The organism is Pelomonas parva (assembly GCF_043555835.1).
Lineage (GTDB): Bacteria > Pseudomonadota > Gammaproteobacteria > Burkholderiales > Burkholderiaceae_C > Pelomonas > Pelomonas parva.
The window spans coordinates 198134-218788 of sequence record NZ_JBIGHV010000002.1; the positions used below are offsets into that span (position 1 = coordinate 198134).

The following is a 20655-nucleotide window of genomic DNA, read 5'->3' on the forward strand; positions in this document are numbered from 1 at the left end:
CGCGACCCGCCCTACGGCGGCAGGTCAGTCGAAGGTCTTGGCGTCAACCAGAAGCGGCGCCGCCACATCCTTGGCCGACAGCTGCGGCGTGATGCCATCCAGCGGCCACTGAATGCCGATGGCCGGGTCGTCCCAGCGCACGGCGCCTTCGCACTCGGGGGCGTAGCGGCCGCTGGTCTTGTAGAGGAAGTCGGCGGTCTCGCTGATGACGACGAAGCCATGGGCGAAGCCGGGCGGAATCCACAGCTGGCGGTGGTTCTCGGAGGTCAGCTCGTAGCCGACCCAGCGGCCAAAGTTGGGGCTGGAGCGGCGCATGTCCACGGCGACATCGAAGACCGCGCCGGAGGTGCAGCGCACCAGCTTGCCTTGCGCATGCGGGTCGAGCTGGTAGTGCAGGCCGCGCAGCACGCCGCGCGAGGATCGGGAGTGGTTGTCCTGCACGAAATGCACGTCGTAGCCCAGCGCGGCGTTGAAGCGCGCCTCGTTCCAGCTTTCGGTGAAGAAGCCGCGGGCGTCGCCGAAGACCTTGGGTTCGACGACCAGCACCTCGGGCAGGGCGGTGGGGGTGACGGTCAACATCAGAAGGCGCGCGAGTCGGTCAGCAGCTTGAGCAAGTATTGGCCGTAGCCGTTCTTGGCCAACGGCTTGGCCAGGGCTTCCAACTGGACGGCGTCGATCCAGCCGGCACGGAAGGCGATTTCCTCCGGGCAGGCGACCTTCAGGCCCTGGCGCTTTTCGAGCGTGGCGATGAACTGGCCGGCTTCCATCAGACTGTCGTGCGTGCCGGTGTCCAGCCAGGCATAGCCGCGGCCCATGATCTCGACGTTGAGCTGGCCGCGCTTGAGGTACTCGGCGTTGACGTCGGTGATCTCCAACTCGCCGCGCGGGCTGGGCTTGATGTTGGCGGCGATGTCGCAGACCTGTTCGTCGTAGAAGTACAGGCCGGTGACGGCGTAGTTGCTCTTGGGCGCCTTGGGCTTTTCTTCGATGGACAGCGCGCGCTTGTTGGCGTCGAAGTCGACGACGCCATAGCGCTCGGGGTCGTGCACGTGATAGGCGAACACGCTGGCGCCGCTGTCGCGCTGGGTGGCGCTGTCGAGCAGGCCGGCGAAGTCGTGGCCGTAGAAGATGTTGTCGCCCAGCACCAGCGCGCTGGGGTGGCCGTCGACGAAGTCGCGACCCAGGATGAAGGCCTGGGCCAGGCCGTCCGGGCTGGGTTGCACGCAGTAGCTGATGTTGATGCCCCAGCGCGAGCCGTCGCCCAGCAGCGACTCGAAGCGCGGCGTGTCCTGCGGCGTGCTGATGATGAGCACGTCGCGGATGCCCGCGAGCATCAGCGTGCTCAGCGGGTAATAGACCATGGGCTTGTCGTAGACCGGCAGCAGCTGCTTGCTGACGGCCAGCGTGGCCGGGTGCAGGCGCGTGCCGGACCCTCCGGCGAGGATGATGCCTTTGCGGTTCGTCATGATTGGCCTTAAAGGATTTCAGTGAGCATGCGCTCGACGCCCTGCTGCCAGTGGGGCAGGCTCAGGCCGAAGCGTTGCTGCAGCTTGGCGGTGGACAGGCGCGAGTTCAGCGGGCGCTGGGCGGGCGTGGGGTAGTCGCTGGTCGGGATCGGCAGGATCTGGTCCGGCGCGACCTTGATGGGCTTGCCCTGCTTGCGTGCGAACTCGATGACGAAGCGGGCGTAGTCGTGCCAGTTCGTCTCGCCACCGGCGACCGCGTGGTAGGTGCCGCTCAAGCCCGGATTGGCGCGGGCGGCGCGCAGCATGTGGGCCGTCAGGTCGGCCAGCAGGTCGGCGCCGGTGGGCGCGCCGATCTGGTCGGCAATGACCTTGAGCTGCTCGCGCTCGGCGGCCAGGCGCAGCATGGTCTTGGCGAAGTTGCCGCCGCGGGCGGCATAGACCCAGCTGGTGCGCAGGATCAGGTGCTGGCAGCCGCTGGCGCGGATGGCGTCCTCACCCTCGGCCTTGGTGACGCCGTAGACGCTCAGCGGCGCGATGGGGGCCTCTTCGTCACGCGGCTGATCGCCGCTGCCGTCGAAGACGTAGTCGGTCGAGTAGTGCACCAACAGCGCGCCCAGGCGCTTGGCCTCGATGGCGAGCAGGGCGGGCGTGGTGGCATTGATCTGGCGGGCGAGGTCGGGCTCGCTCTCGGCCTTGTCGACGGCGGTGTGGGCGGCGGAGTTGACGATGACCTGGGGGGCCAGCGCCTGCACGCGGGCAAGCAACTCGTCGGGCTTGGTGAAGTCGCCGCCGTCGTCGAAGTCCAGGGCCGTGACCTCGCCGGCCACGGCCAGCGAGCGTTGCAGTTCCCAGCCGACCTGGCCGCCTTTGCCGAGGAGAAGAATCTTCATGTCTGCCCCTCGTCCGCCGGGTACGTCGGACGATCCCCCGAGGGGATGCATGACCGGCTTGGCGCGGCCCGGCGCTCGGTCATGCTCATGCTGCGCTGTATTGCTTGGAGACCCAGTCCTTGTAGGCGCCGCTTTGTACGCGGGCGACCCACTCGGGGTTGTCGAGGTACCACTGCACCGTCTTGCGGATGCCGGTCTCGAAGGTCTCGGCCGGGCGCCAGCCCAGGTCGCGCTCGATCTTGCGGGCGTCGATGGCGTAGCGGCGGTCGTGGCCGGGGCGGTCCTTCACATAAGTGATGAGGCGCGCATAGGGGCCGGCCGGGTCGGGCCTCAGTTCGTCCAGCAGGGCGCAGACGATCCTGACGATGTCGATGTTGGCCTGCTCGTTCCAGCCGCCGATGTTGTAGGTCTCGCCCAGCTTGCCGCCGGCCAGCACGGCGCGGATGCCGCTGCAGTGGTCGGTCACATAGAGCCAGTCGCGGATCTGCTGGCCGTCGCCATAGACGGGCAGGGGCTTGCCCGCCAGCGCGTTGACGATCATCAGCGGGATCAGCTTCTCGGGGAAGTGATAGGGCCCGTAGTTGTTGGAGCAGTTGGTCGTGACGACCGGCAGGCCATAGGTGTGGTGCCAGGCGCGCACGAGGTGGTCGCTGGCGGCCTTGCTGGCCGAGTAGGGGCTGTTCGGCTCGTAGGGGTTGGTCTCGGCGAAGGGCGGGTCATCAGCCTTCAGCGAGCCATAGACCTCGTCGGTCGAGACGTGATGGAAGCGGAAAGCGGCCTTGGCCTCGGCTTCCAGCGCGCCCCAGTAGGCGCGGGCAGCTTCCAGCAGCGTGAAGGTGCCGTCGACATTGGTCTTCATGAAAGCGCCGGGGCCGCTGATGGAGCGGTCCACATGGCTCTCGGCCGCGAAGTGCACGATGGCCCGCGGCTTTTGCGTGGCCAGCAGGCTGTCGATCAGCGCGCGGTCACAGATGTCGCCCTTGACGAAGATGTGGCGGGCGTCGCCGTCCAGTGATGCGAGGTTTTCGAGGTTGCCGGCATAGGTCAGCACGTCGAGGTTGACGACGGGCTCGTCCGACTGGCGCAGCCAGTCGAGCACGAAGTTGCTGCCGATGAAGCCGGCGCCGCCGGTGACGAGGATGGTCATGGTTCAGGCCCTGCCGTAGGTGTCTTCGAAGCGGACGATGTCGTCCTCGCCCAGGTATGAGCCGGACTGGACTTCGATGATTTCCAGCGGCACCTTGCCGGGGTTGGCCAGGCGGTGCGTTTGCCCCAACGGGATGTAGGTGGACTGGTTCTCGGTCAGCAGGATGGTCTTGTCGCCGTTGACGATCTCGGCGGTGCCGCTGACGACGATCCAGTGCTCGGCGCGATGGTGGTGCATCTGCAGGCTCAGGGACGCGCCCGGCTTGACCATGATGCGCTTGACCTGGTGGCGCGGGCCGTTGTCGATGCTGTCGTACCAGCCCCAGGGGCGGTGCACCTTGCGGTGCAGCGCGTGCTCGCCGCGCTGCTCGGCGCCCAGGCGGTTGACGATCTGCTTGACCTCCTGGCTGCGCGAGCGGTCGCTGACCAGCACGGCGTCGGGCGTCTCGACGACCACGATGTCCTTCAGGCCGACCACGCCGACCAGGCGGCTGGTGGCGTGCACGAGGGTGTTCTGGCTGTCGGCAATGATCGCGTCACCGACAAAGGCGTTGCCGTTCTCGTCCTTGTCCGCCACCTGCCAGACGGCTTCCCAGGCGCCGAGGTCGTTCCAGCCGGCGTCCAGCGCCACCATGCGCAGCGGGATGTCGGTGCCCGGGCAGCGCTCCATAACGGCGTAGTCCACAGACTCACTGGGTACGAGTGCGAATTCCGCCTTGCCGGGTCGCACGAACTTGGCGTCGGTCTTGCGCACGGCCCAGGCGGCCCGCGTCGTCTCCAGGATGTCGGGGCGGAAGCGCTCCAGCGCCTTGACCCAGACGCTGGCCCGCAGCACGAACATGCCGCTGTTCCAGTAGTAGTCGCCCTCGGCGAGGTAGCGCTGTGCGGTCGCCAGGTCGGGCTTCTCGACGAACTGGGCCACGGCCAGGCCGCCGGCATCGCCTTGCGTGCGGATGTAGCCGTAGCCGGTCTCGGGCCGGTCGGGCGTGATGCCCAGGATGGTGATGCCACCCTCGGCGGCAATGCGGACGGCGTCCTGCAGCGCGGCCGTGAAGGCGGCGCCATTCGTGACGGTCTGGTCGGCGGGCGTGACGACGAGCACGGGGTCGTTGCCACCTTCGAGTGCGGCCAGCGCCGCCAGCGTCAGCGCAGGCGCGGTGTTACGGCCCAGGGGTTCGAGCAGCACGCTGCTGGGTTCCTGTTTCGTTTCGCGCAACTGGTCCAGCACCAGAAAGCGGTGCTCTTCGTTGCCGACGATGCAGGGGTCGGCCAGTTCGAATTCGGGCGAGGCCAGCGCCGCCAGGCGGCGCGCTGCCAGCTGGAACAGGCTCTCGTTGCCGGACAGCACGAGGAACTGCTTGGGATAGCCGGCGCGGGACAGCGGCCAGAGCCGGGTGCCGGAGCCGCCGGCCATGATGACGGGCAGTACGGAGGTCTTGGAAGCCATGATGCTTTTAGTTCAGTCGAAACCTTGGGGATTGGTGTGCTGCCAGCGCCAGCTGTCCTCGCACATGCGGGCGAGGTCCAGCCGGGCCTCCCAGCCAAGCAACTCGCGGGCCATTGTCGGGTCGGCCCAGCAGGCCGCGATATCGCCGGCGCGGCGCGCGACGATCTCGTAGGGCACGCTGCGGCCGCTGGCGGCCTCGTAGGCGCGCACCAGGTCGAGCACGCTGTAGCCCTGGCCGGTGCCGAGGTTGACGGTCAGCGAGCCGGGGTGATTCAACAGCCGGCGCAGCGCAGCGACATGGCCTTCGGCCAGGTCGGTCACGTGGATGTAGTCGCGCACGCCGGTGCCGTCGGGCGTGTCGTAGTCGTTGCCGAAGACGGCCAGCTTGTCGCGACGGCCCACGGCCACCTGGGCGACGTAGGGCATCAGGTTGTTGGGCGTGCCGCGTGGGTCTTCGCCGATGCGGCCGCTCTCGTGGGCGCCGACCGGGTTGAAATATCGCAGGCAGGCGGTCTGCCAAGTGCTGTCGGCCACGCCGAGGTCGCGCAGGATCTGCTCGCCCATCAGCTTGGTGGCGCCGTAGGGGTTGGTGGCCGAGGTCGGCGCGTCCTCACGCAGCGGTAGCGACTCCGGCGCGCCGTAGACGGTGGCGCTGGAGCTGAAGACGATGCGCGAGCAGCCGTGTCGCTGCATCGCCTCGCAGGTATTGACCAGGCCGCCGAGGTTGTTGCGGTAGTAGGCCAGCGGCTTGCTGACCGATTCGCCCACCGCCTTGTAGGCCGCGAAATGCACGACGGCGGCCGGCCGGTAGCGATCGAAGACCTCGTCCATCTGTACCGCGTCACAGACGTCGCCGCGTTCGAACTCGATGGGCGCGGTCGCGAGTTCGGCCAGGCGCTCCAGCACACGGGGCGAACTGTTGACGAAGTTGTCGACACCGACGACCCGGTAGCCGGCCCGCTGCAGTGCGAGCCAGGTGTGCGAGGCGATGTAGCCGGCGGCGCCGGTGAGCAGAATGGTCGTCATCAATACACGAGGAGTTGGCCGGTGCAGCCGTAGCTGTTGGCGCTGTAGGCGTAAATGCTCTGGCTGTGGTCCCGGCTGATGCGGTCGTACTGGCAGCTGACACTGAACGAGCGGGAATAAGCCCAGCGAAGGCCGACGTTGTAGCTTCTGGTGTCCTCGAGAGCGTCGGAAACGGCCGCGCCCGAGTCGCTGTTGCGGCGTGCGCTGTTGTTTGTCGCACGTGCGCTGAGTGAGACCTTGCCCGTGACCGCATAGGTGCTGCCCAACTGCCAGGACGTGTACACGCGATCCAAGTCCGTTGAGCGAACCACGCTTTCCTGGCCGGTGTCGCGCGAGTACTGAGCGTTGAACTGCAGCTTTGAAGAGGGCGTCCAGGTCCATCCCACGCTGCCGGTCGTACCGCTGAAATCTCGCAGCTGATCCAGGCTGTTCTTGGTCTTGCTGCGGCTGATGCGCGTATTCACCGTGCTGCTGCCGCCAACGCGCCAGTTGGTCGTGAAGTCGATGTCTTCACGCGTGTAGTCGTTGGGCAGGATGACAAGGCGCGGAATCGGCGTCAACTCGATGACGGGATAGCGCGGGTTCGACCCCTCGGTGCGTCTCGCAGCCAGTCCCAGCCTGACATTGCCCGCCGGCGTGGCGTAGACGCCGAAGGAGCCCGTGTCCTGCCGGTAGACGAAGCGGTCGTACTCAGCCGCCGTGAAGTCGCGGCGGCGATGTGTCCAACTGCCTTCCAGCGTGTAGCGGGTGGCAACACCCAGACGCACCAAGGCTCGGTACTCGTCGTTGCTCTCGATGTTCTTCTTGCGCGCGATGACGGTCGGATCGACGCCGCCGATGTTGAAGTCGGCGAGCGATTCGTCCGACTTGGCGCTCAGCACGCCGGACAGGTTGCCGACGGTCTGCCAGTTCAGCGCGGCGCGCAGGCTGTGCGAGCGGTAGTTCAGGTCCCTGTTGGTCGAGTAGCGGTTGTTCTGCAGCGAGCCGTCCAGCGTCAGATGCTGGCGCCCGAGGCGAGTGTCGATACCCGCCAGCAAGCCGGCGCTGGTCACCGTGTCGCTGTTCGGCGCGTTGGGTTCGCGGTAGACATTGGAGACGTGGGAGACGCCGAGCGATCCACCCGCGTAGAAGGGCGTCGTGTCGTCAGTTTGCGCAAACGCCGGCTGCGCCAGCGCAGCGGCTGCTGCCAGCGCCAGCGGAACGCGAGCATCGAGTCGAAGAGGTTTTTTAATAGGCATGACGATCAAATACGACCAGCCGCACCGTGCGCAGAATGATCTGCAGATCGAGGGCCAGCGACCAGTTGCGCAGGTACTCCAGATCGTATTCAACACGCGCGATCATCTTGTCGATGGTGTCGGTCTCGCCGCGCAGGCCGTTGACCTGGGCCCAGCCGGTGATGCCGGGCTTGACCTTGTGGCGCACCATGTAGGCCTTGATGAGCTTGCGGTATTCCTCGTTGTGGGCGACCGCATGCGGCCTCGGGCCCACGATGCTCATGCGGCCTTGCAACACGTTGATGAATTGCGGCAGCTCGTCCAGCGAGGTCTTGCGGATGAAGGCGCCGAAGGGCGTGATGCGCGAGTCGCCCTTGGTGGCCTGCTTGACGACGGCGCCGTTGTCCTGCGTGCGCATCGAGCGGAACTTGTAGACGATGATTTCCTCGCCATCCAGGCCGTTGCGGCGCTGTTTGAAGATGACGGGGCCGGGCGAGCTGAGCTTCACGCCGATGGCCAGCGCCAGCAGGATGGGCGAGATCAGCACCAGGATGATGGACGACAGCACGATGTCGCTGACCCGCTTGACCAGCTGGTTGGTGCCGGTGAAGGGGGTCTCGCAGATGCCGACGACCGGCACGCCGGAGATGTCTTGCAGGCGGCCCTGGATGATGCTGATGCCGAACACGTCGGGCACGAAGAACAGCGAGGCGGTCGTGCCCTGCACCTGCTCCAGCAGCTCGACGATTCGCGGCTGCGAGCCCAGCGGCAGCGTGATGTAGACCTCGCGCACGCCTTTTTCGCGGACGAATTCGGCGAGCTTGGTCAGCGGGCCCAGTATTTCGCCGCCCGCGTCCGGGTGCAGGCGCTCGCGGTTGCGGTCGTCGAAGTAGCCCAGGCAGATGACGCCCTGGGTGTCGCGCAGCGCCCGGGTGACCTTGTGGCCCAGCGTGCCGGCACCGACGACGACGGCCGTGCGGCGGGCGCTGGGGTCGCGGGCGCGCCAGCGCTGTATGCGGCGGCCCATCTCGATGGCGGCGATCTGGACGATGGGCGTGATGACCGCCCAGGAGATCAGCACCTCGTTCTCGAAGTAATGCAGGCTGCTGGTGGCGTAGCCGCACAGCAGCAGGATGCCCAGCAGCACCAGCCACGACGACACCACATCCACCAGCGCACTGGCCGGGTGGTCGTTGAAGCGATTCCGGCCCGGGAAGGTCAGTGCAAAGATCAGCAGGCACAGCGTCAGCGTCGGGCGCATGACCGGCTCTTCGAAGTGCCCGTTCACCAGCAGGAAGGTCAGCACGATGATGCCGGGCTCCAGGAACGCGGCAATCAGCGATTCGACCGACTGCGGTGCGCTGTAGAACGTCCTCTTGTAGCTGCGGTCCTCAAACATCGTGATGGGGGTCGGTGGCCTGTGTGGGCATGGGTACGCAAAAATCGATCCGGGATTCTGTACCAACAAGTTTGACAGCCGTTCCAGGCTCGTCCCCTGTTCAGGGTCCGCTGCCTACAATCTTCGGCATGTCTGCCCCCTGGCCCTTGCCTTCCCTCGCGCCGCTGCTGACGCCGGTCCTCCAGGACCGCCTCGTGCTGCTGATCAACCATGTGGTGTCGCGCGAACCCATCGCCGCGCAGCGGCTGCGGCCGCTGGCCGGGCGTGGGCTGGTCGTGCACCTGGCGCAGTGGCCCAAGCTGCTGCCGGCGGCGCCCGACCTGATACTGGGTGTGACGCCGGCCGGCCTGTTCGAGCGGGTCGAGGAGGCGCCTGCCGGCGCCGGCGGCCTGCGCATCGAAATCGACGCTTCCAATCCCGCGAAGCTTGCCTTGGGCGCGCTCAGCGGCGAGGCGCCGCGCGTCAGCGTGCAGGGCGACGCGGCGTTCGCCGGCGAGATGCACTGGCTGATGGACAACCTGCGCTGGGACATCGAGGACGATCTGGCCGGCATCGTCGGCCCGCTGCCGGCCCGCCAGTTGGCGCAGTTCGGCCGCGCGCTGCGGCGCACCTTGTCGGGCATGGCCGAGCGCTTCGCGCCCAAGATGTCCGGTAGTGGCGCATGAGGTTTGTCTCGCGGCTGCTGGTCATCCTGTGGACGGTCTGGCGCTTCGGTCTCGATGACCTCGCCCTGTCGGGCCTGAGCCGGCGGCGTTTCCAGGTCCTCAGGCGCCTTACCCGGCTGGGGCGCCGCTGGCAGCAGCCGCGCGGCGTGCGCCTGCGCCTCGCGCTGGAGCGGCTGGGCCCCATCTTCGTGAAATTCGGCCAGGTGCTGTCGACGCGGCGCGACCTGCTGCCCCACGATGTGGCGCTGGAGCTGGCCAAGCTCCAGGACCGCGTGCCGCCGTTCCCGGCGGCGCAGTCGCGGGAGCTGGTCGAGCGCGCCTTCGGCCGGCCGCTGGAGGAGCTGTTCGCCAGCTTCGATGCCGAGCCGGTGGCCAGCGCCAGCATTGCGCAGGTGCACTTCGCGACGCTGAAGGACGGCCGCGAGGTGGCCGTCAAGGTGCTGCGCCCGGGCATGCTGGACATCATCGACGACGACCTCTCGCTGATGCGCCAGCTGGCCGCCTGGGTGGAGCGCTCCTCCGCCGACGGCCGGCGACTGAAGCCGCGCGAGGTGGTCGCCGAGTTCGACATGTATCTGCACGACGAGCTGGACCTCGTCCGCGAGGCCGCCAACGCCGCCCAGCTGCGCCGCAACATGGCCGGGCTGGACATCATCATGGTGCCCGAGATGCACTGGGACTTGTGCAGCCCGGAAGTCATCGTCATGGAGCGCATGAAGGGCGTGCCGATCTCGCAGCGCACCGTGCTGGAGGAGGCGGGCGTCGACATCAAGAAGCTGGCGCGCGACGGCGTGACCATCTTCTTCACGCAGGTGTTCCGCGACGGCTTCTTCCACGCCGACATGCACCCCGGCAACATCCAGGTCAGCCTGGCGCCCGAGACCTTCGGCCGCTACATCGCGCTGGACTTCGGCATCATCGGCACGCTGACCGAGGTGGACAAGGACTACCTGGCGCAGAACTTCATCGCCTTCTTCCAGCGCGACTACAAGCGCGTGGCCGAGCTGCACATCGCCTCCGGCTGGGTGCCGCCCGAGACGAGAGTCGATGCGCTGGAGAGCGCGGTCCGGGCCGTGTGTGAGCCGCATTTCGACCGGCCGCTGAAGGACATCTCGCTGGGCCAGGTGCTGATGCGCCTGTTCCAGACCTCGCGTCGCTTCAATGTCGAGATCCAGCCCCAGCTCGTGCTGCTGCAGAAGACCCTGCTGAACGTCGAAGGCCTGGGCCGGCAGCTCGACCCGGAGCTGGACCTCTGGGCCACGGCCAAGCCCTTCCTGGAGCGCTGGATGAACGAGCAGGTCGGCTGGCCGGCATTCAACAAGCAGTTGTTGAAGGAGGCGCCGCGCTTTGCCCAGCTCGTCCCCGCGCTGCCGCGCCTGCTGCACGACGCGTTGAAGAGCCAGGCCCAGCGCGGTGGCGACGCCGAGCTGCGCTCGCTGGTGCGCGAGCTGCGCAGCACCAACCGGCTGCTGTCGGGCCTGCTTTGGGGCGCGGTCGGGTTCGCCTTCGGCATCGCTCTTGCATGGGTGGCGCTGCGTTTCCTGGACCTGGGCTTCTAGCTCGGCGCCGGCGCGCCGCCTTCATAATCCGCGCGGAATTTTTCCGGCCCATCCGTTTCCACGCCCATGAACACCACGCTCATCGTCTTCGTCGTGCTTTACCTGCTCGGCACGCTGGGCATCGGCGTCTGGGCCGGTACGCGGGTCAAGAACACATCGGACTTCGCCGTCGCCGGCCGCAGCCTGCCGCTGGTCATGGTCATCACGACCACCTTCGCGACCTGGTTCGGCGCCGAGACGGTCATGGGCATCCCGGCCAAGTTCGTGCAGGGTGGCCTGGGCGCCATCGTCGAGGACCCGTTCGGCGCCGGCCTGTGCCTGGTGCTGGTGGGGGCCTTCTTCGCCGCCAAGCTCTATCAGAAGAACCTGCTGACCATCGGCGACTTCTACCGCCAGCGCTACGGCAAGGGCGTGGAGATCTTCTGCTCGCTGGCCATCATCCTGAGCTACCTGGGCTGGGTGGCCGCCCAGGTCACGGCGCTGGGCCTGGTTTTCAGCATCCTGACCAACGGCGCGATGAGCCCCGAGATGGGCATGATCGTCGGCCTGCTGGCGGTGCTGGTCTATGTCGTCATCGGCGGCTTCCTGGCCGTGGCCTGGACGGACTTCATCCAGATGATCGTGCTGGTCGTGGGCCTGAGCATCATTGCCGTGTTCTCCGCCGACCTGGCCGGCGGCTCGGCCAAGGTGCTGGACCTGGCCGTGCAGCGGGACCTGGGCAAGTTCTTCCCCGAGCCCAGCTTCACCGACATCGCCATGTTCATCGGCGCGGCGCTGACGATGATGCTGGGCTCCATCCCGCAGCAGGACGTGTTCCAGCGCGTCATGTCCGCCAAGGACGCCAAGACCGCCCAGCGCGGCGCCATGATCGGCGGCTTCGGCTACATCGCCTTCGCCTTCGTGCCGATGTTCATCGTGCTGGCGGCGGTGGTCGTCATGGGCGACCAGGCGCTGGACCTGGCGCAGAACGATTACCAGCGCGTGCTGCCCACCTTCATCATGGGCCACATGCCGCTGTTCATGCAGATCCTGTTCTTCGGCGCGCTGCTGTCGGCTATCAAGAGCACGTCGTCGGCCACGCTGCTGGCGCCGACGACCAGCTTCGTCGAGAACATCCTCAAGCAGATCCGCCCCGAGATGAGCGACAAGCAGGCACTGCTGGCGATGCGCGTGACGCTGGTGGTCTTCGCCGGCGCCGTGCTCGCCTATGCCATCGCGCTGCAGGGCACGCCGATCTATGACCTGGTCAGCGCGGCCTACCAGGTCACGCTGGTGGCTGCCTTCACGCCGCTGGTCTTCGGCCTGTACTGGAAGCGGGCGACGACGCAGGGCGCCATCTTCTCGATCTTTGCCGGCATCGCCGTCTGGGTGGCCTTCTTCCCGCAGGTGTCGACCTGGGGCGAGTTCTTCCCGGGCCAACTGGCCGGCCTGCTGGCCGCGCTCGTCGGCATGGTGGTGGGGTCGCTCGCGCCGCAGGTGCTGACCGACCGCCACGAGCATGTCAGCCACCATCTGAAGCCCCACGGCTGAGCCTCCCCTAAAATGGCGGGCTTTTCGTCTCCCGAGACCCACGCGAGCCCACCATGCCGATTTACGCCTACCGCTGCAGCGCCTGTGGCCACGCCAAGGACGTGCTGCAGAAGCTGTCCGACGCGCCGCTGACCACCTGCCCCGCCTGCGCGGCCGAGAGCTTTTCCAAGCAGGTCACCGCTGCCGGCTTCCAGCTCAAGGGCTCGGGCTGGTACGCGACCGATTTCAAGGGCGGCGGCACGGCCGCGCCGGCTGCAGCGGCGGCGACAGGTGCCGCTGCTGCGCCCGCTGCCAGCGAAGCGCCCAAGTCCGAGGCTGCCAGCACGTCGCCGTCCACGCATGGCGGCGGCTCCTGCGCCTGCCACTGACCAGGGATCTTCGTGGGCGCTTCCTTACGCAAATACCTCGTCGCCGGCCTGCTCGTATGGCTGCCGCTGGCCATCACGATCTGGGTGCTGGGTCAGGTGCTGGACGTCGTCAACGGCGTGTTCGGCTCACTGCTGTCCGCGATCGCGCTGGTGCTGCCCTACGCCTGGCGCGACAACCTGCTGAGCCTGCAGAACGTGCCGGGCCTTGGCGCGCTCATCCTGGCCGGCGGCCTGCTGGCCACGGGCGTCTTCGTGGCCAACATTTTCGGCCAGTGGCTGCTGACGCAGTGGGACCGGCTGATGTCCCACATCCCCATCGTCAAGAGCATCTACAGCTCGGTCAAGCAGGTGTCGGACACGCTGTTCTCCAGCAGCGGCAATGCCTTCCGCGAGGCCGTCCTCGTGCAGTACCCGCGCGCCGGCTCCTGGACCATTGCCTTCGTCACCGGCTCGCCCAGCGGCGAGGTGGCCTGCCATCTGGAAGACGAGCACGTCAGCCTCTACGTGCCCACCACGCCCAACCCGACCTCGGGCTTCTTCCTCATCGTGCCCAAGGTGGACGTCAAGCCCCTGCGCATGACGGTGGACGAGGCGCTGAAATACATCATCTCGATGGGCACCGTGGCGCCGCTGCCGCACGTTGGCGATGCGGTCGCGTTGACGCCGGACGCGGCACGAAATCAGCCGGGCCGAAATTAGCAGGGTTGAGCGCCCCGGCCGGCGTTCAACCCTGAGGGCCCCTGAGCCCGTCAGCGCCCACCAGACACCCCTCGACAAGAATTCGGAGAAGAACACCATGCGTACCTGCTATGCCGGACAAGTCAGCGAAAAGCTGCTCGACCAGACCGTGACCTTGATGGGCTGGGCCCATCGCCGCCGCGACCACGGCGGCGTCATCTTCATCGACCTGCGCGACCGCGAAGGCCTGGTCCAGATCGTCTGTGACCCGGACCGCGCCGACAGCTTCAAGATCGCCGAAGACGTCCGCAGCGAGTTCTGCCTCAAGATCGTCGGCAAGGTGCGCGCGCGCCCGGCCGGCACCGAGAACGCCAACCTCGTCAGCGGCAAGATCGAGGTGCTGTGCCACGAGATCGAGGTGCTGAACCCGTCGGTGCCCATCCCGTTCCAGATCGACGAGGACAACCTCAGCGAGACGACGCGCCTCACGCACCGCGTGCTGGACCTGCGCCGCCCGTACATGCAGAACAACCTGATGCTGCGCTACCGCGTGGCGATGGAAGTGCGCAAGTTCCTGGACGAGCACGGCTTCGTCGACATCGAGACGCCGATGCTGACCAAGAGCACGCCTGAGGGCGCGCGCGACTACCTCGTGCCCAGCCGCGTGCACGACGGCCACTTCTTCGCGCTGCCGCAGTCGCCCCAGCTGTTCAAGCAGTTGCTGATGGTGTCGGGCTTCGACCGCTACTACCAGATCACCAAGTGCTTCCGCGACGAGGACCTGCGCGCTGACCGCCAGCCCGAGTTCACGCAGATCGATATCGAGACCTCGTTCCTCACCGAGGAAGAGATCCGCTCGATGTTCGAGGGCATGATCCGCCACGTCTTCCGCAAGGCGCTGAACGTCGAGCTGGGCGACTACCCGGTCATGAAGTACGCGGAAGCCATGCACCGCTTCGGCTCCGACAAGCCCGACCTGCGCGTGAAGCTCGAGTTCACCGAGCTGACCGACGCGATGACCACGGTGGACTTCAAGGTCTTCAGCGGCCCGGCCACCACGCCGGGCGGCCGCGTCGTCGCGCTGCGCGTGCCCAAGGGCGCGGCGATGAGCCGCGGCGAGATCGACGCCTACACCGAGTTCGTCAAGATCTACGGCGCCAAGGGCCTGGCCTGGATCAAGGTCAACGAAGTGGCCAAGGGCCGCGAAGGCCTGCAGTCGCCCATCGTCAAGAACCTGCACGACGAGGCCGTCGCCGAGATCCTCAAGCGCACCGGCGCCCAGGACGGCGACCTGCTGTTCTTCGGCGCGGACAAGGCCAAGGTCGTCAACGACGCCATCGGCGCGCTGCGCCTGAAGGTCGGCCACAGCGAGTTCGGCAAGACCAATGGCCTGTTCGAGGACAAGTGGGCGCCGCTGTGGGTGGTCGACTTCCCGATGTTCGAGCACGACGAGGACAACAACCGCTGGGCCGCCGTGCACCACCCGTTCACGGCGCCCAAGGACGGCCACGAAGAGCTGATGAAGACGGACCCTGGCGCCTGCATCGCCAAGGCCTACGACATGGTGCTCAACGGCTGGGAACTGGGCGGCGGCTCGGTGCGTATCCACCGCGCCGAGGTGCAGGCCAAGGTCTTCGAGGCGCTCAACATCAGCGAGGAAGACCAGCGCATCAAGTTCGGCTTCCTGCTGGACGCGCTGCAGTACGGCGCGCCGCCGCACGGCGGCCTGGCCTTCGGCCTGGACCGCATCGTCACGATGATGACCAAGGCCGAGTCCATCCGCGACGTCATCGCCTTCCCCAAGACCCAGCGCGCCCAGTGCCTGCTGACCGGCGCGCCGTCGCTGGTCGATGAGAAGCAGCTGCGCGAGCTGCACATCCGGCTGCGCAATGTGACGCCGGCGGCCTGACCGGGCCGGCTCCACAAAAACCCGCTTCGGCGGGTTTTTTGTTGGGGTGCGCCCAGCATGGGCGCACATCCTGGAGGTGCAAGTCATCCCGCGAGCTGGTCACAGCGAGCGAAGTGAAGCGCAACTGCATGCCTTCCCGGGAGGCTGGCTTCGTGTTCACCATTCGTATCAACTCCGCCGCGCCAAGCCCATGTCAGCCAGTGCGCTGGGGTGAGCAACAGGCCTACGGCTGTACGAGTTCCAGCCGATTGCCATGGTTGCGCACGACCAGGCCATGCAAACTGGCCATGGCTTCGGCGAAGCTGGCGTTGTCGCCCGTCTTGACCACGCCGCTCACGCGCTTCTCGCCCGCCATGCCGGCCACGACGATCGGCACGCGGTCGTAGCGGTTCATCTCATTCACCGCTTCGAGCAGCGACACATTGTCAAAGCGGGCCTCGCCCCGCCGCCAGGCCAGCGCCTGATCCATCTGCGGCCGATCCACGCGGGTCGCCGTGGCAGGGCGCTGCGCTTCAGCGGAACGACTGAGGCGCAGGCGCTGGCCGGGCACCATGACGAGCGGCTTTTGCAGTCGGCGGTTCTCGCCGGCAGCACTTCGCACCACCACCTGGCCTTCAACCAGCGTCACGGCAAGCGCTTGGTCACCCGGTTTGGCTGCGGGCGACGCCTGCACGAGGAACGCCGTGCCGGTGGCGACGACTTCAGTGCGAGCGGCCTGGACGACGAACGGGCGGCTGAGATCTTTGGCGACCTCGAAAAGGGCTTCGCCGCGCTCCACCTTGACTGTTCGCTGGGACTCAGTGAAGTCCACGCGGATTCGGGTGGAGGTGTTCATCGACAGGCGGGTGCCGTCTTGAAGCACCACGACGCGTTGTTCGCCGACGCCGGTGTCGAAATCATCCCCGGCGCTCCAGGGTCGAAGCGCCAGCACGCTTGCCACCAGCGCCAAGGCAATGGCCAGGCTGGAGCGCCACGGCAAGGACCGCGCTGCCCTGCGGCTGCCTGGTTCGCGGGCCGCAGTCGCGGTGGCGTAGCCGGCCAGCGTGAGGCTGGCTACGTCCTGCCAGGTGTCGGTGCAGCGCTCGAACGCCAGCCGGTGCGCGGCGGAGCGCGCCTGCCAGGCGCGGCACTCCCGCTCCATCTGAGGGGTGCGGTGGCCGCCATGCAGGCGGGTGATCCATACGGCAGCCTCGGCGGCCACGTCTTTCGTTACGAGCGGCGGTCCCTCGGGCTCCGCCGCCCCGGCGGACGCCTGAGGGCGATCCATCGCTACCAGCCTTCCAGCCAGGTCGTGAGCTGCAGCGTGGCCTTGGCGATGTGCTTGTGGACCGTCGTGGTGCTCAGGCCGTGCAGCCGTGCGAGCTCCACGATGGTCAGCCCGTCGAGTCGGTGGGCCAGGAAGATGCTCCGCGTGGTCTCGCTCATGCGGCTGACGCCGAGGCTTAAGCGTTCTAGCCGCTCCTTGGCGAGCAACGTGGCCTCGGCGGTGGGCGCGTAGTCGATGATGACGACATCCTCGACGAGGACTTCTTCACCTCGGGTCGTCTGCGCGCGATGGGCGTCAACGGACAGGTTGAGGGCGGTGCGCATCAGGAAGGCTTCGGGCCGCTCGACGGGTTGGTCGCGCTCGTAGCAGGCAAGCCGAACCCAGGCTTCCTGCACCAGGTCATCGGCTTCGTGCGCGTTGCGGCCCCGGCGCATCAGGGCGCCGCGCACCCGCGCCAGCGTCTCGCGCAAGTTCGTGACCAAGGCTGCCGTCATGGGCGGGTCAGGCGGCTTGCTGCGAGGCAGGCGCCCCCGCGGCGCGAGAACGCCGCAGGGCCGTCTTGAATCTCAGCTTGGGCAGGCCCTGGAGCTGACGGTCGGCGTTCTCGAGGGCGTGCATCAGGAACGCAGCGGCGGCACCCTCGTCCGCGAACGGGGCCTGGCGCTTGATCGTGCGGGTGAGGCTGGCCTGCAAGCGTGCAGCAGTCGCGCTGGCCGACAGAAGTGCGGCACGGCGCCGTGGGCCGAAGGTGCCTGCAGCATCAGGATCGATACACGCCGACCAGGCGACCGCATCGGGATAGGTCGATGTGCAGTCCACGCCGTCTTCAGTGGAAATCGCCTTGATGTACTCGATGCCGCGGTCGTGCAGTTCATGGGCAACGCTCAGCGCAGGTACTTGCGCAGACCAGGCGCCCAGCAGCTCGTACTGGTCCCCCTTAAACAGACCCAGAGCCCAACGCCAGCGGGATTGCTCGACCACGGCGCCCCGTCGGACGGGCAAGGCGAGGGTCTTGAACTCTGCAAGGACGTACCTGCAGCAGAGTGGTTTGGTGGGCCAAGTGTTTGCCATCACATCCCCTTCATCGAGGTGAGCTTGCGCAGCCGCGCTCGCACCCCAACACAGCAAGCTACGTAATTCGTAGTAGTCGGATTGTATGGAAACTACGACCCTCGTAGCAACATGGCGAAGGCGGAGATTGCTGCAGGGGAGGTCTGGCCGAAGCGCTTAAAGGAGGCGAGGGTCGCCCTTGGCTTCAGTCAGAAGCAGCTTGGAATCGATGCCGGCCTGGATGAGTTCGTGGCATCGACGCGAATCAACCGCTATGAGCTTGGGGTTCACGCCCCGGACTACCAGATGTCCGTGCGGCTCGCGCACGTGCTGCAAGTCCCCACTGCCTTTCTGTACTGCGACAACGATGAGATGGCGCAGATGGTTTTGGCGTTTCATCGTGCGCCTAAGGCCGCACGCAGACATGCCCTGGCGGCTTTGCAAGGGCAGGAGTAGTTGACGAGACAAGGCGTTATGGCGCTTCCAGCGCCGATGCCCTATCTATATTTGTGCGTGAGGTAGCGCGTCGCTTCGGATCGAATTCTTCCTCTGAACTTTTCCGCGCTGAGGAAACTGCTAAACGGCTATACAGCCATACGGCTTGGATAGGCTCAAACAGCTTGATACAGCCAACAATGCGAGCAAGCTAGCCGCCGCCCTCAGCATCCCTTTGCGAGCCCTCCTGCACCCGGACAGGTCTCGCGGTCGGAGGCATCCAGGTCAGGGCGCGGATGATCTCTTTGCCGGGCCGCAGGGGGCGGGAGCCGCCTGATCGTGAAGCAGATCGCTCAGCAGCGACCACCAGGCGGGGCCCGTCATGGGCTTAAGACAGCGCGCGCCGAACTCGGGCTCGCCAGGCCGGGCCGCAGGCTGAGGCCGGCCGGTATAGAGCACGGTGGCCGGCGGCCGGGGCTGCGCCCGGCAGGACTGCAGCAGCTGGCCGGCTGCCGCAGCGCCGACATCGCCCACGATCACGAGCGCCGGTCGCAGCTCGGCAAGCAGTTCGGCGGTCTGTCCTGCGTCCGCACTGGACCGCAGGTCGAATTCGGCGGCATACAACAACTCCGCCAGATGCTCGGTGCAGCCGGCATCGGGATCGACCAGCAGTGCCAAGCGGCCGCGGCCCAGCGGGGAGGGGGCTTCCGCCGCCAGGCTGGGCCAGGCGACCTCGCTGGCCGCAGCCGGGCTGAGCGGCAGGGTCAGCAGGAAGCGGCTGCCCTGGCCAGGTTGGCTGCTGACCTCGAGCGTGCCGCCCATCGCCTGCGCCAGTTGCAGTGCGATGGCCAGGCCCAGGCCGGTGCCGGGCTTGCCCGCCTGGTCGGGTGCGCGCCAGAACGGCTCGAAGATGCGCGGCAGGTCGGCTGCGGCGATGCCGGGGCCGTCGTCGACCACCTCGCAGCGCAGCCAGCCCGGCGCGCCCGACCGGCCGCGCTCCAGGGTGGCGGACAGGCCGATCTGCCCGCCGTCGGTGTACTTGGCGGCATTGGAGAGCAGATTGATCAGCAGCTGACGCAGCCGCTTGGCGTCCACCGCCACGACCTCCGGCAGGTCGTCGGCAATGCGGGCCTCGAAGCGGTTGCCGCGCAGGCCCGCCAGCCCCCGGCCCTGGTCGGCCACCTCGTGCAGAAGCCCGTGGAGAAAGCAGGCGGTCGGCACCAGGTCCAGTTGATCGGTCTCGCCGCGGGCGTGGGCCACCAGTTCATCGATCAGTTCGAGCTGGTGCGCCACGCTGCGCTCGATGCCGCTGCGCGCGGCCCGCTGCGGTGTGTCACGCGCCGGCTCCAGCTCGCGCAGATGCGTCAGGGTGGTGACCAGCGGCGCGCGCAGGTCGTGGCCGATGTAGGCCAGCAGGCGTGCCCGCTGCGCCTGGCTCTTGCGGGTTTCCTGGAGCATGGCCAGGGCTGCGGCCCCTTCGCGGTCGAGCTTGCGCATGTGTGACAGCAGGATGGCCAGCATCGCCAGACCGCTGAACACGCTGATCGCCGGCACGAAGAACTGCGTGAACACCGAGGGCGACAGCAGGTCCGCCGCCTCGGCGAAACGTGCCAGGCCAGCCAGCAGCGTCAGCGTCATCAGCACGGCGACCGGCAGGCCGTGGCGTGCCCCGCGCCACCAGGCCATCCAGGCCAGTGCCGGGCCCAGCAGCACGCCGACCATCATCAGTGGCAGCACCACCGGGCCGATGTCCCGGGGCTCGTACACGCAGCTCAGCGCGATGATGGGCGGATACAGCGCCACCAGCGCCAGCATCAGCCAGCGCAACCAGCGCTGCGGCAGGTCGCCTGCGAGCAGCGCATACAGCACCAGCGCACGCATCATGTGGGTCAGGGCGATCATCGGGATCAGCCCACGCGTGGCCCACCCGGTCGACTCCGGCCACAGGTACTGGAACGCCAGTCCCTGCTCGGCCAGCTCGTAGAACCCGTAGACCACCGAGAAGCCGGCCACCGTCAGGGCGGCGGGCTGGCGCAGCATCAAGGTCATCGCCACGCAGCCGATGGCCACCACCGTGAGGAAGGCGCTGATCGCGCTGCCCAGCGCCAGGCGCCCCGCCTGGGCGCGCAGGCAGTCATCCGGCTTGCAGACCGTGGTGTGCAGCGCCAGCGCGGTGGGCCCGGCCACGCGCAGGTAGAGGCTGCTGCGCTGCCCGCCCGGCAGCCCGACCGCAAAACTCGCTGTCGGCGTGTCCAGCGGCCAGCGCGCATGCGGCACGGTTGTGCCGGCGTGCTGGCCCTGCCAACCCTGCGCCGTCTGCGCCCACAGACGCACGTCGGGCAGCCGCGCCGACCCGAGCACCACCCAGCGCTCCCAGGGGTCGCCGGCAGGCACGTCCACGTCCAGCCGCAGCCACCAGGCCGAGGTGCTGTAGCCCGGGTTCAGCAGCCGCGGCGTGGTTGGGCGGAACTCGGCGTCACGGGCCTGCACCTCGGCCAGGGACAGGCTGGCGCTGCGGTCCTCCCAGACCGACCAGCGCAGGACGGCCTCAGAGGCGCAGGCCGGCGCAACGCAGGCCAGCCACAGCAGGAACAGCACCGCCC

General features: G+C 67.5%; 19 protein-coding genes. 7 read left to right on the top strand and 12 right to left on the bottom strand.

Features of this window, described 5'->3' with window-relative positions; translation table 11 throughout:
* Positions 1–24: 24 nt before the first annotated feature.
* From rfbC to ACG00Y_RS04560, 8 genes are all read right to left on the bottom strand, one after another.
* Positions 25–576: a dTDP-4-dehydrorhamnose 3,5-epimerase gene (gene rfbC / locus ACG00Y_RS04525; protein WP_394477483.1), complete on the bottom strand. Its 552-nt coding sequence runs from the start codon at positions 574–576 to the stop codon at positions 25–27.
* A 2-nt stretch (positions 577–578) separates the two neighbouring features.
* A complete protein-coding gene (gene rfbA, locus ACG00Y_RS04530; protein ID WP_394476398.1) occupies positions 579–1466 on the bottom strand; it encodes a glucose-1-phosphate thymidylyltransferase RfbA in 888 nt (295 codons plus the stop codon).
* Between the two features lie 8 nt (positions 1467–1474).
* The gene (gene rfbD / locus ACG00Y_RS04535; RefSeq protein WP_394476400.1) at positions 1475–2356 is read right to left on the bottom strand and encodes a dTDP-4-dehydrorhamnose reductase; all 882 of its coding nucleotides are present in this window, start codon (positions 2354–2356) and stop codon (positions 1475–1477) included.
* Positions 2357–2441: 85 nt separating this feature from the next.
* Positions 2442–3503: a dTDP-glucose 4,6-dehydratase gene (rfbB, locus tag ACG00Y_RS04540; protein WP_394476402.1), complete on the bottom strand. Its 1062-nt coding sequence runs from the start codon at positions 3501–3503 to the stop codon at positions 2442–2444.
* Between the two features lie 3 nt (positions 3504–3506).
* Entirely contained in the window at positions 3507–4949 is a 1443-nt protein-coding gene (locus ACG00Y_RS04545; protein ID WP_394476404.1) for a mannose-1-phosphate guanylyltransferase/mannose-6-phosphate isomerase, read from the bottom strand.
* Positions 4950–4961: 12 nt separating this feature from the next.
* Positions 4962–5978 (bottom strand): UDP-glucose 4-epimerase GalE, encoded by a 1017-nt coding sequence (gene galE / locus ACG00Y_RS04550; RefSeq protein WP_394476406.1) that lies wholly within the window; start codon positions 5976–5978, stop codon positions 4962–4964.
* On the bottom strand, positions 5975–7213 hold the full coding sequence (locus ACG00Y_RS04555; RefSeq protein WP_394476407.1) for a porin family protein: 1239 nt from the start codon (positions 7211–7213) through the stop codon (positions 5975–5977). Before ACG00Y_RS04555 ends, galE begins: the two co-directional genes overlap by 4 nt.
* Complete coding sequence (locus tag ACG00Y_RS04560) at positions 7203–8591, bottom strand: undecaprenyl-phosphate glucose phosphotransferase (RefSeq protein ID WP_394476409.1); 1389 nt, start codon at positions 8589–8591, stop codon at positions 7203–7205. The genes ACG00Y_RS04555 and ACG00Y_RS04560 overlap by 11 nt, the downstream gene beginning before the upstream one ends.
* A gap of 128 nt (positions 8592–8719) precedes the next feature.
* Between ACG00Y_RS04560 and ACG00Y_RS04565 the strand changes: the two genes are divergently transcribed.
* From ACG00Y_RS04565 to aspS, 6 genes are all read left to right on the top strand, one after another.
* Positions 8720–9256 (top strand): hypothetical protein, encoded by a 537-nt coding sequence (locus ACG00Y_RS04565; protein WP_394476411.1) that lies wholly within the window; start codon positions 8720–8722, stop codon positions 9254–9256.
* Positions 9253–10815, top strand: coding sequence for a ubiquinone biosynthesis regulatory protein kinase UbiB (gene ubiB, locus ACG00Y_RS04570; protein ID WP_394476413.1), 1563 nt, complete (start codon positions 9253–9255; stop codon positions 10813–10815). Before ACG00Y_RS04565 ends, ubiB begins: the two co-directional genes overlap by 4 nt.
* 66 nt (positions 10816–10881) lie before the next feature.
* A complete protein-coding gene (locus ACG00Y_RS04575) occupies positions 10882–12345 on the top strand; it encodes a high affinity choline transporter 1 (protein ID WP_394476415.1) in 1464 nt (487 codons plus the stop codon).
* A 53-nt stretch (positions 12346–12398) separates the two neighbouring features.
* On the top strand, positions 12399–12713 hold the full coding sequence (locus ACG00Y_RS04580) for an FmdB family zinc ribbon protein (protein WP_394476417.1): 315 nt from the start codon (positions 12399–12401) through the stop codon (positions 12711–12713).
* Between the two features lie 12 nt (positions 12714–12725).
* Positions 12726–13412: a DUF502 domain-containing protein gene (locus tag ACG00Y_RS04585; protein ID WP_394476418.1), complete on the top strand. Its 687-nt coding sequence runs from the start codon at positions 12726–12728 to the stop codon at positions 13410–13412.
* 97 nt (positions 13413–13509) lie between these two features.
* On the top strand, positions 13510–15300 hold the full coding sequence (aspS, locus tag ACG00Y_RS04590) for an aspartate--tRNA ligase (RefSeq protein WP_394476420.1): 1791 nt from the start codon (positions 13510–13512) through the stop codon (positions 15298–15300).
* A gap of 223 nt (positions 15301–15523) precedes the next feature.
* Here the strand turns inward: aspS and ACG00Y_RS04595 are convergent, their stop codons facing one another.
* From ACG00Y_RS04595 to ACG00Y_RS04605, 3 genes are read right to left on the bottom strand one after another with little or no spacing between them, the layout of a single operon-like run.
* The gene (locus ACG00Y_RS04595; RefSeq protein ID WP_394476422.1) at positions 15524–16567 is read right to left on the bottom strand and encodes a FecR family protein; all 1044 of its coding nucleotides are present in this window, start codon (positions 16565–16567) and stop codon (positions 15524–15526) included.
* A 2-nt stretch (positions 16568–16569) separates the two neighbouring features.
* A complete protein-coding gene (locus tag ACG00Y_RS04600; RefSeq protein WP_394476424.1) occupies positions 16570–17061 on the bottom strand; it encodes an RNA polymerase sigma factor in 492 nt (163 codons plus the stop codon).
* 7 nt (positions 17062–17068) lie between these two features.
* Positions 17069–17548, bottom strand: a complete 480-nt coding sequence (locus ACG00Y_RS04605) for a hypothetical protein (RefSeq protein ID WP_394476426.1) — start codon at positions 17546–17548, stop codon at positions 17069–17071.
* Positions 17549–17749: 201 nt separating this feature from the next.
* On the opposite strand from ACG00Y_RS04605, the gene ACG00Y_RS04610 reads away from it, so the two are divergent.
* Positions 17750–18073 carry a helix-turn-helix domain-containing protein gene (locus ACG00Y_RS04610; RefSeq protein WP_394476428.1) on the top strand — a complete coding sequence of 108 codons (324 nt, stop codon included), beginning with the start codon at positions 17750–17752 and terminating at the stop codon, positions 18071–18073.
* Between the two features lie 264 nt (positions 18074–18337).
* Here the strand turns inward: ACG00Y_RS04610 and ACG00Y_RS04615 are convergent, their stop codons facing one another.
* Positions 18338–20650, bottom strand: coding sequence for a sensor histidine kinase (locus tag ACG00Y_RS04615; protein ID WP_394476430.1), 2313 nt, complete (start codon positions 20648–20650; stop codon positions 18338–18340).
* Positions 20651–20655: the final 5 nt, after the last annotated feature.

What these genes read in the sequence shown, in the direction of transcription:
- rfbA (WP_394476398.1), bottom strand. Translation starts at nt 1,466, where the DNA reads ATGACGAACCGCAAAGGCATCATCCTCGCCGGAGGGTCCGGCACGCGC.
- rfbD (WP_394476400.1), bottom strand. Translation starts at nt 2,356, where the DNA reads ATGAAGATTCTTCTCCTCGGCAAAGGCGGCCAGGTCGGCTGGGAACTG.
- rfbB (WP_394476402.1), bottom strand. Translation starts at nt 3,503, where the DNA reads ATGACCATCCTCGTCACCGGCGGCGCCGGCTTCATCGGCAGCAACTTC.
- ACG00Y_RS04545 (WP_394476404.1), bottom strand. Translation starts at nt 4,949, where the DNA reads ATGGCTTCCAAGACCTCCGTACTGCCCGTCATCATGGCCGGCGGCTCC.
- ACG00Y_RS04555 (WP_394476407.1), bottom strand. Translation starts at nt 7,213, where the DNA reads ATGCCTATTAAAAAACCTCTTCGACTCGATGCTCGCGTTCCGCTGGCG.
- ACG00Y_RS04560 (WP_394476409.1), bottom strand. Translation starts at nt 8,591, where the DNA reads ATGTTTGAGGACCGCAGCTACAAGAGGACGTTCTACAGCGCACCGCAG.
- ACG00Y_RS04565 (WP_394476411.1), top strand. Translation starts at nt 8,720, where the DNA reads ATGTCTGCCCCCTGGCCCTTGCCTTCCCTCGCGCCGCTGCTGACGCCG.
- ubiB (WP_394476413.1), top strand. Translation starts at nt 9,253, where the DNA reads ATGAGGTTTGTCTCGCGGCTGCTGGTCATCCTGTGGACGGTCTGGCGC.
- ACG00Y_RS04575 (WP_394476415.1), top strand. Translation starts at nt 10,882, where the DNA reads ATGAACACCACGCTCATCGTCTTCGTCGTGCTTTACCTGCTCGGCACG.
- ACG00Y_RS04580 (WP_394476417.1), top strand. Translation starts at nt 12,399, where the DNA reads ATGCCGATTTACGCCTACCGCTGCAGCGCCTGTGGCCACGCCAAGGAC.
- aspS (WP_394476420.1), top strand. Translation starts at nt 13,510, where the DNA reads ATGCGTACCTGCTATGCCGGACAAGTCAGCGAAAAGCTGCTCGACCAG.
- ACG00Y_RS04595 (WP_394476422.1), bottom strand. Translation starts at nt 16,567, where the DNA reads ATGGATCGCCCTCAGGCGTCCGCCGGGGCGGCGGAGCCCGAGGGACCG.
- ACG00Y_RS04600 (WP_394476424.1), bottom strand. Translation starts at nt 17,061, where the DNA reads ATGACGGCAGCCTTGGTCACGAACTTGCGCGAGACGCTGGCGCGGGTG.
- ACG00Y_RS04610 (WP_394476428.1), top strand. Translation starts at nt 17,750, where the DNA reads ATGGCGAAGGCGGAGATTGCTGCAGGGGAGGTCTGGCCGAAGCGCTTA.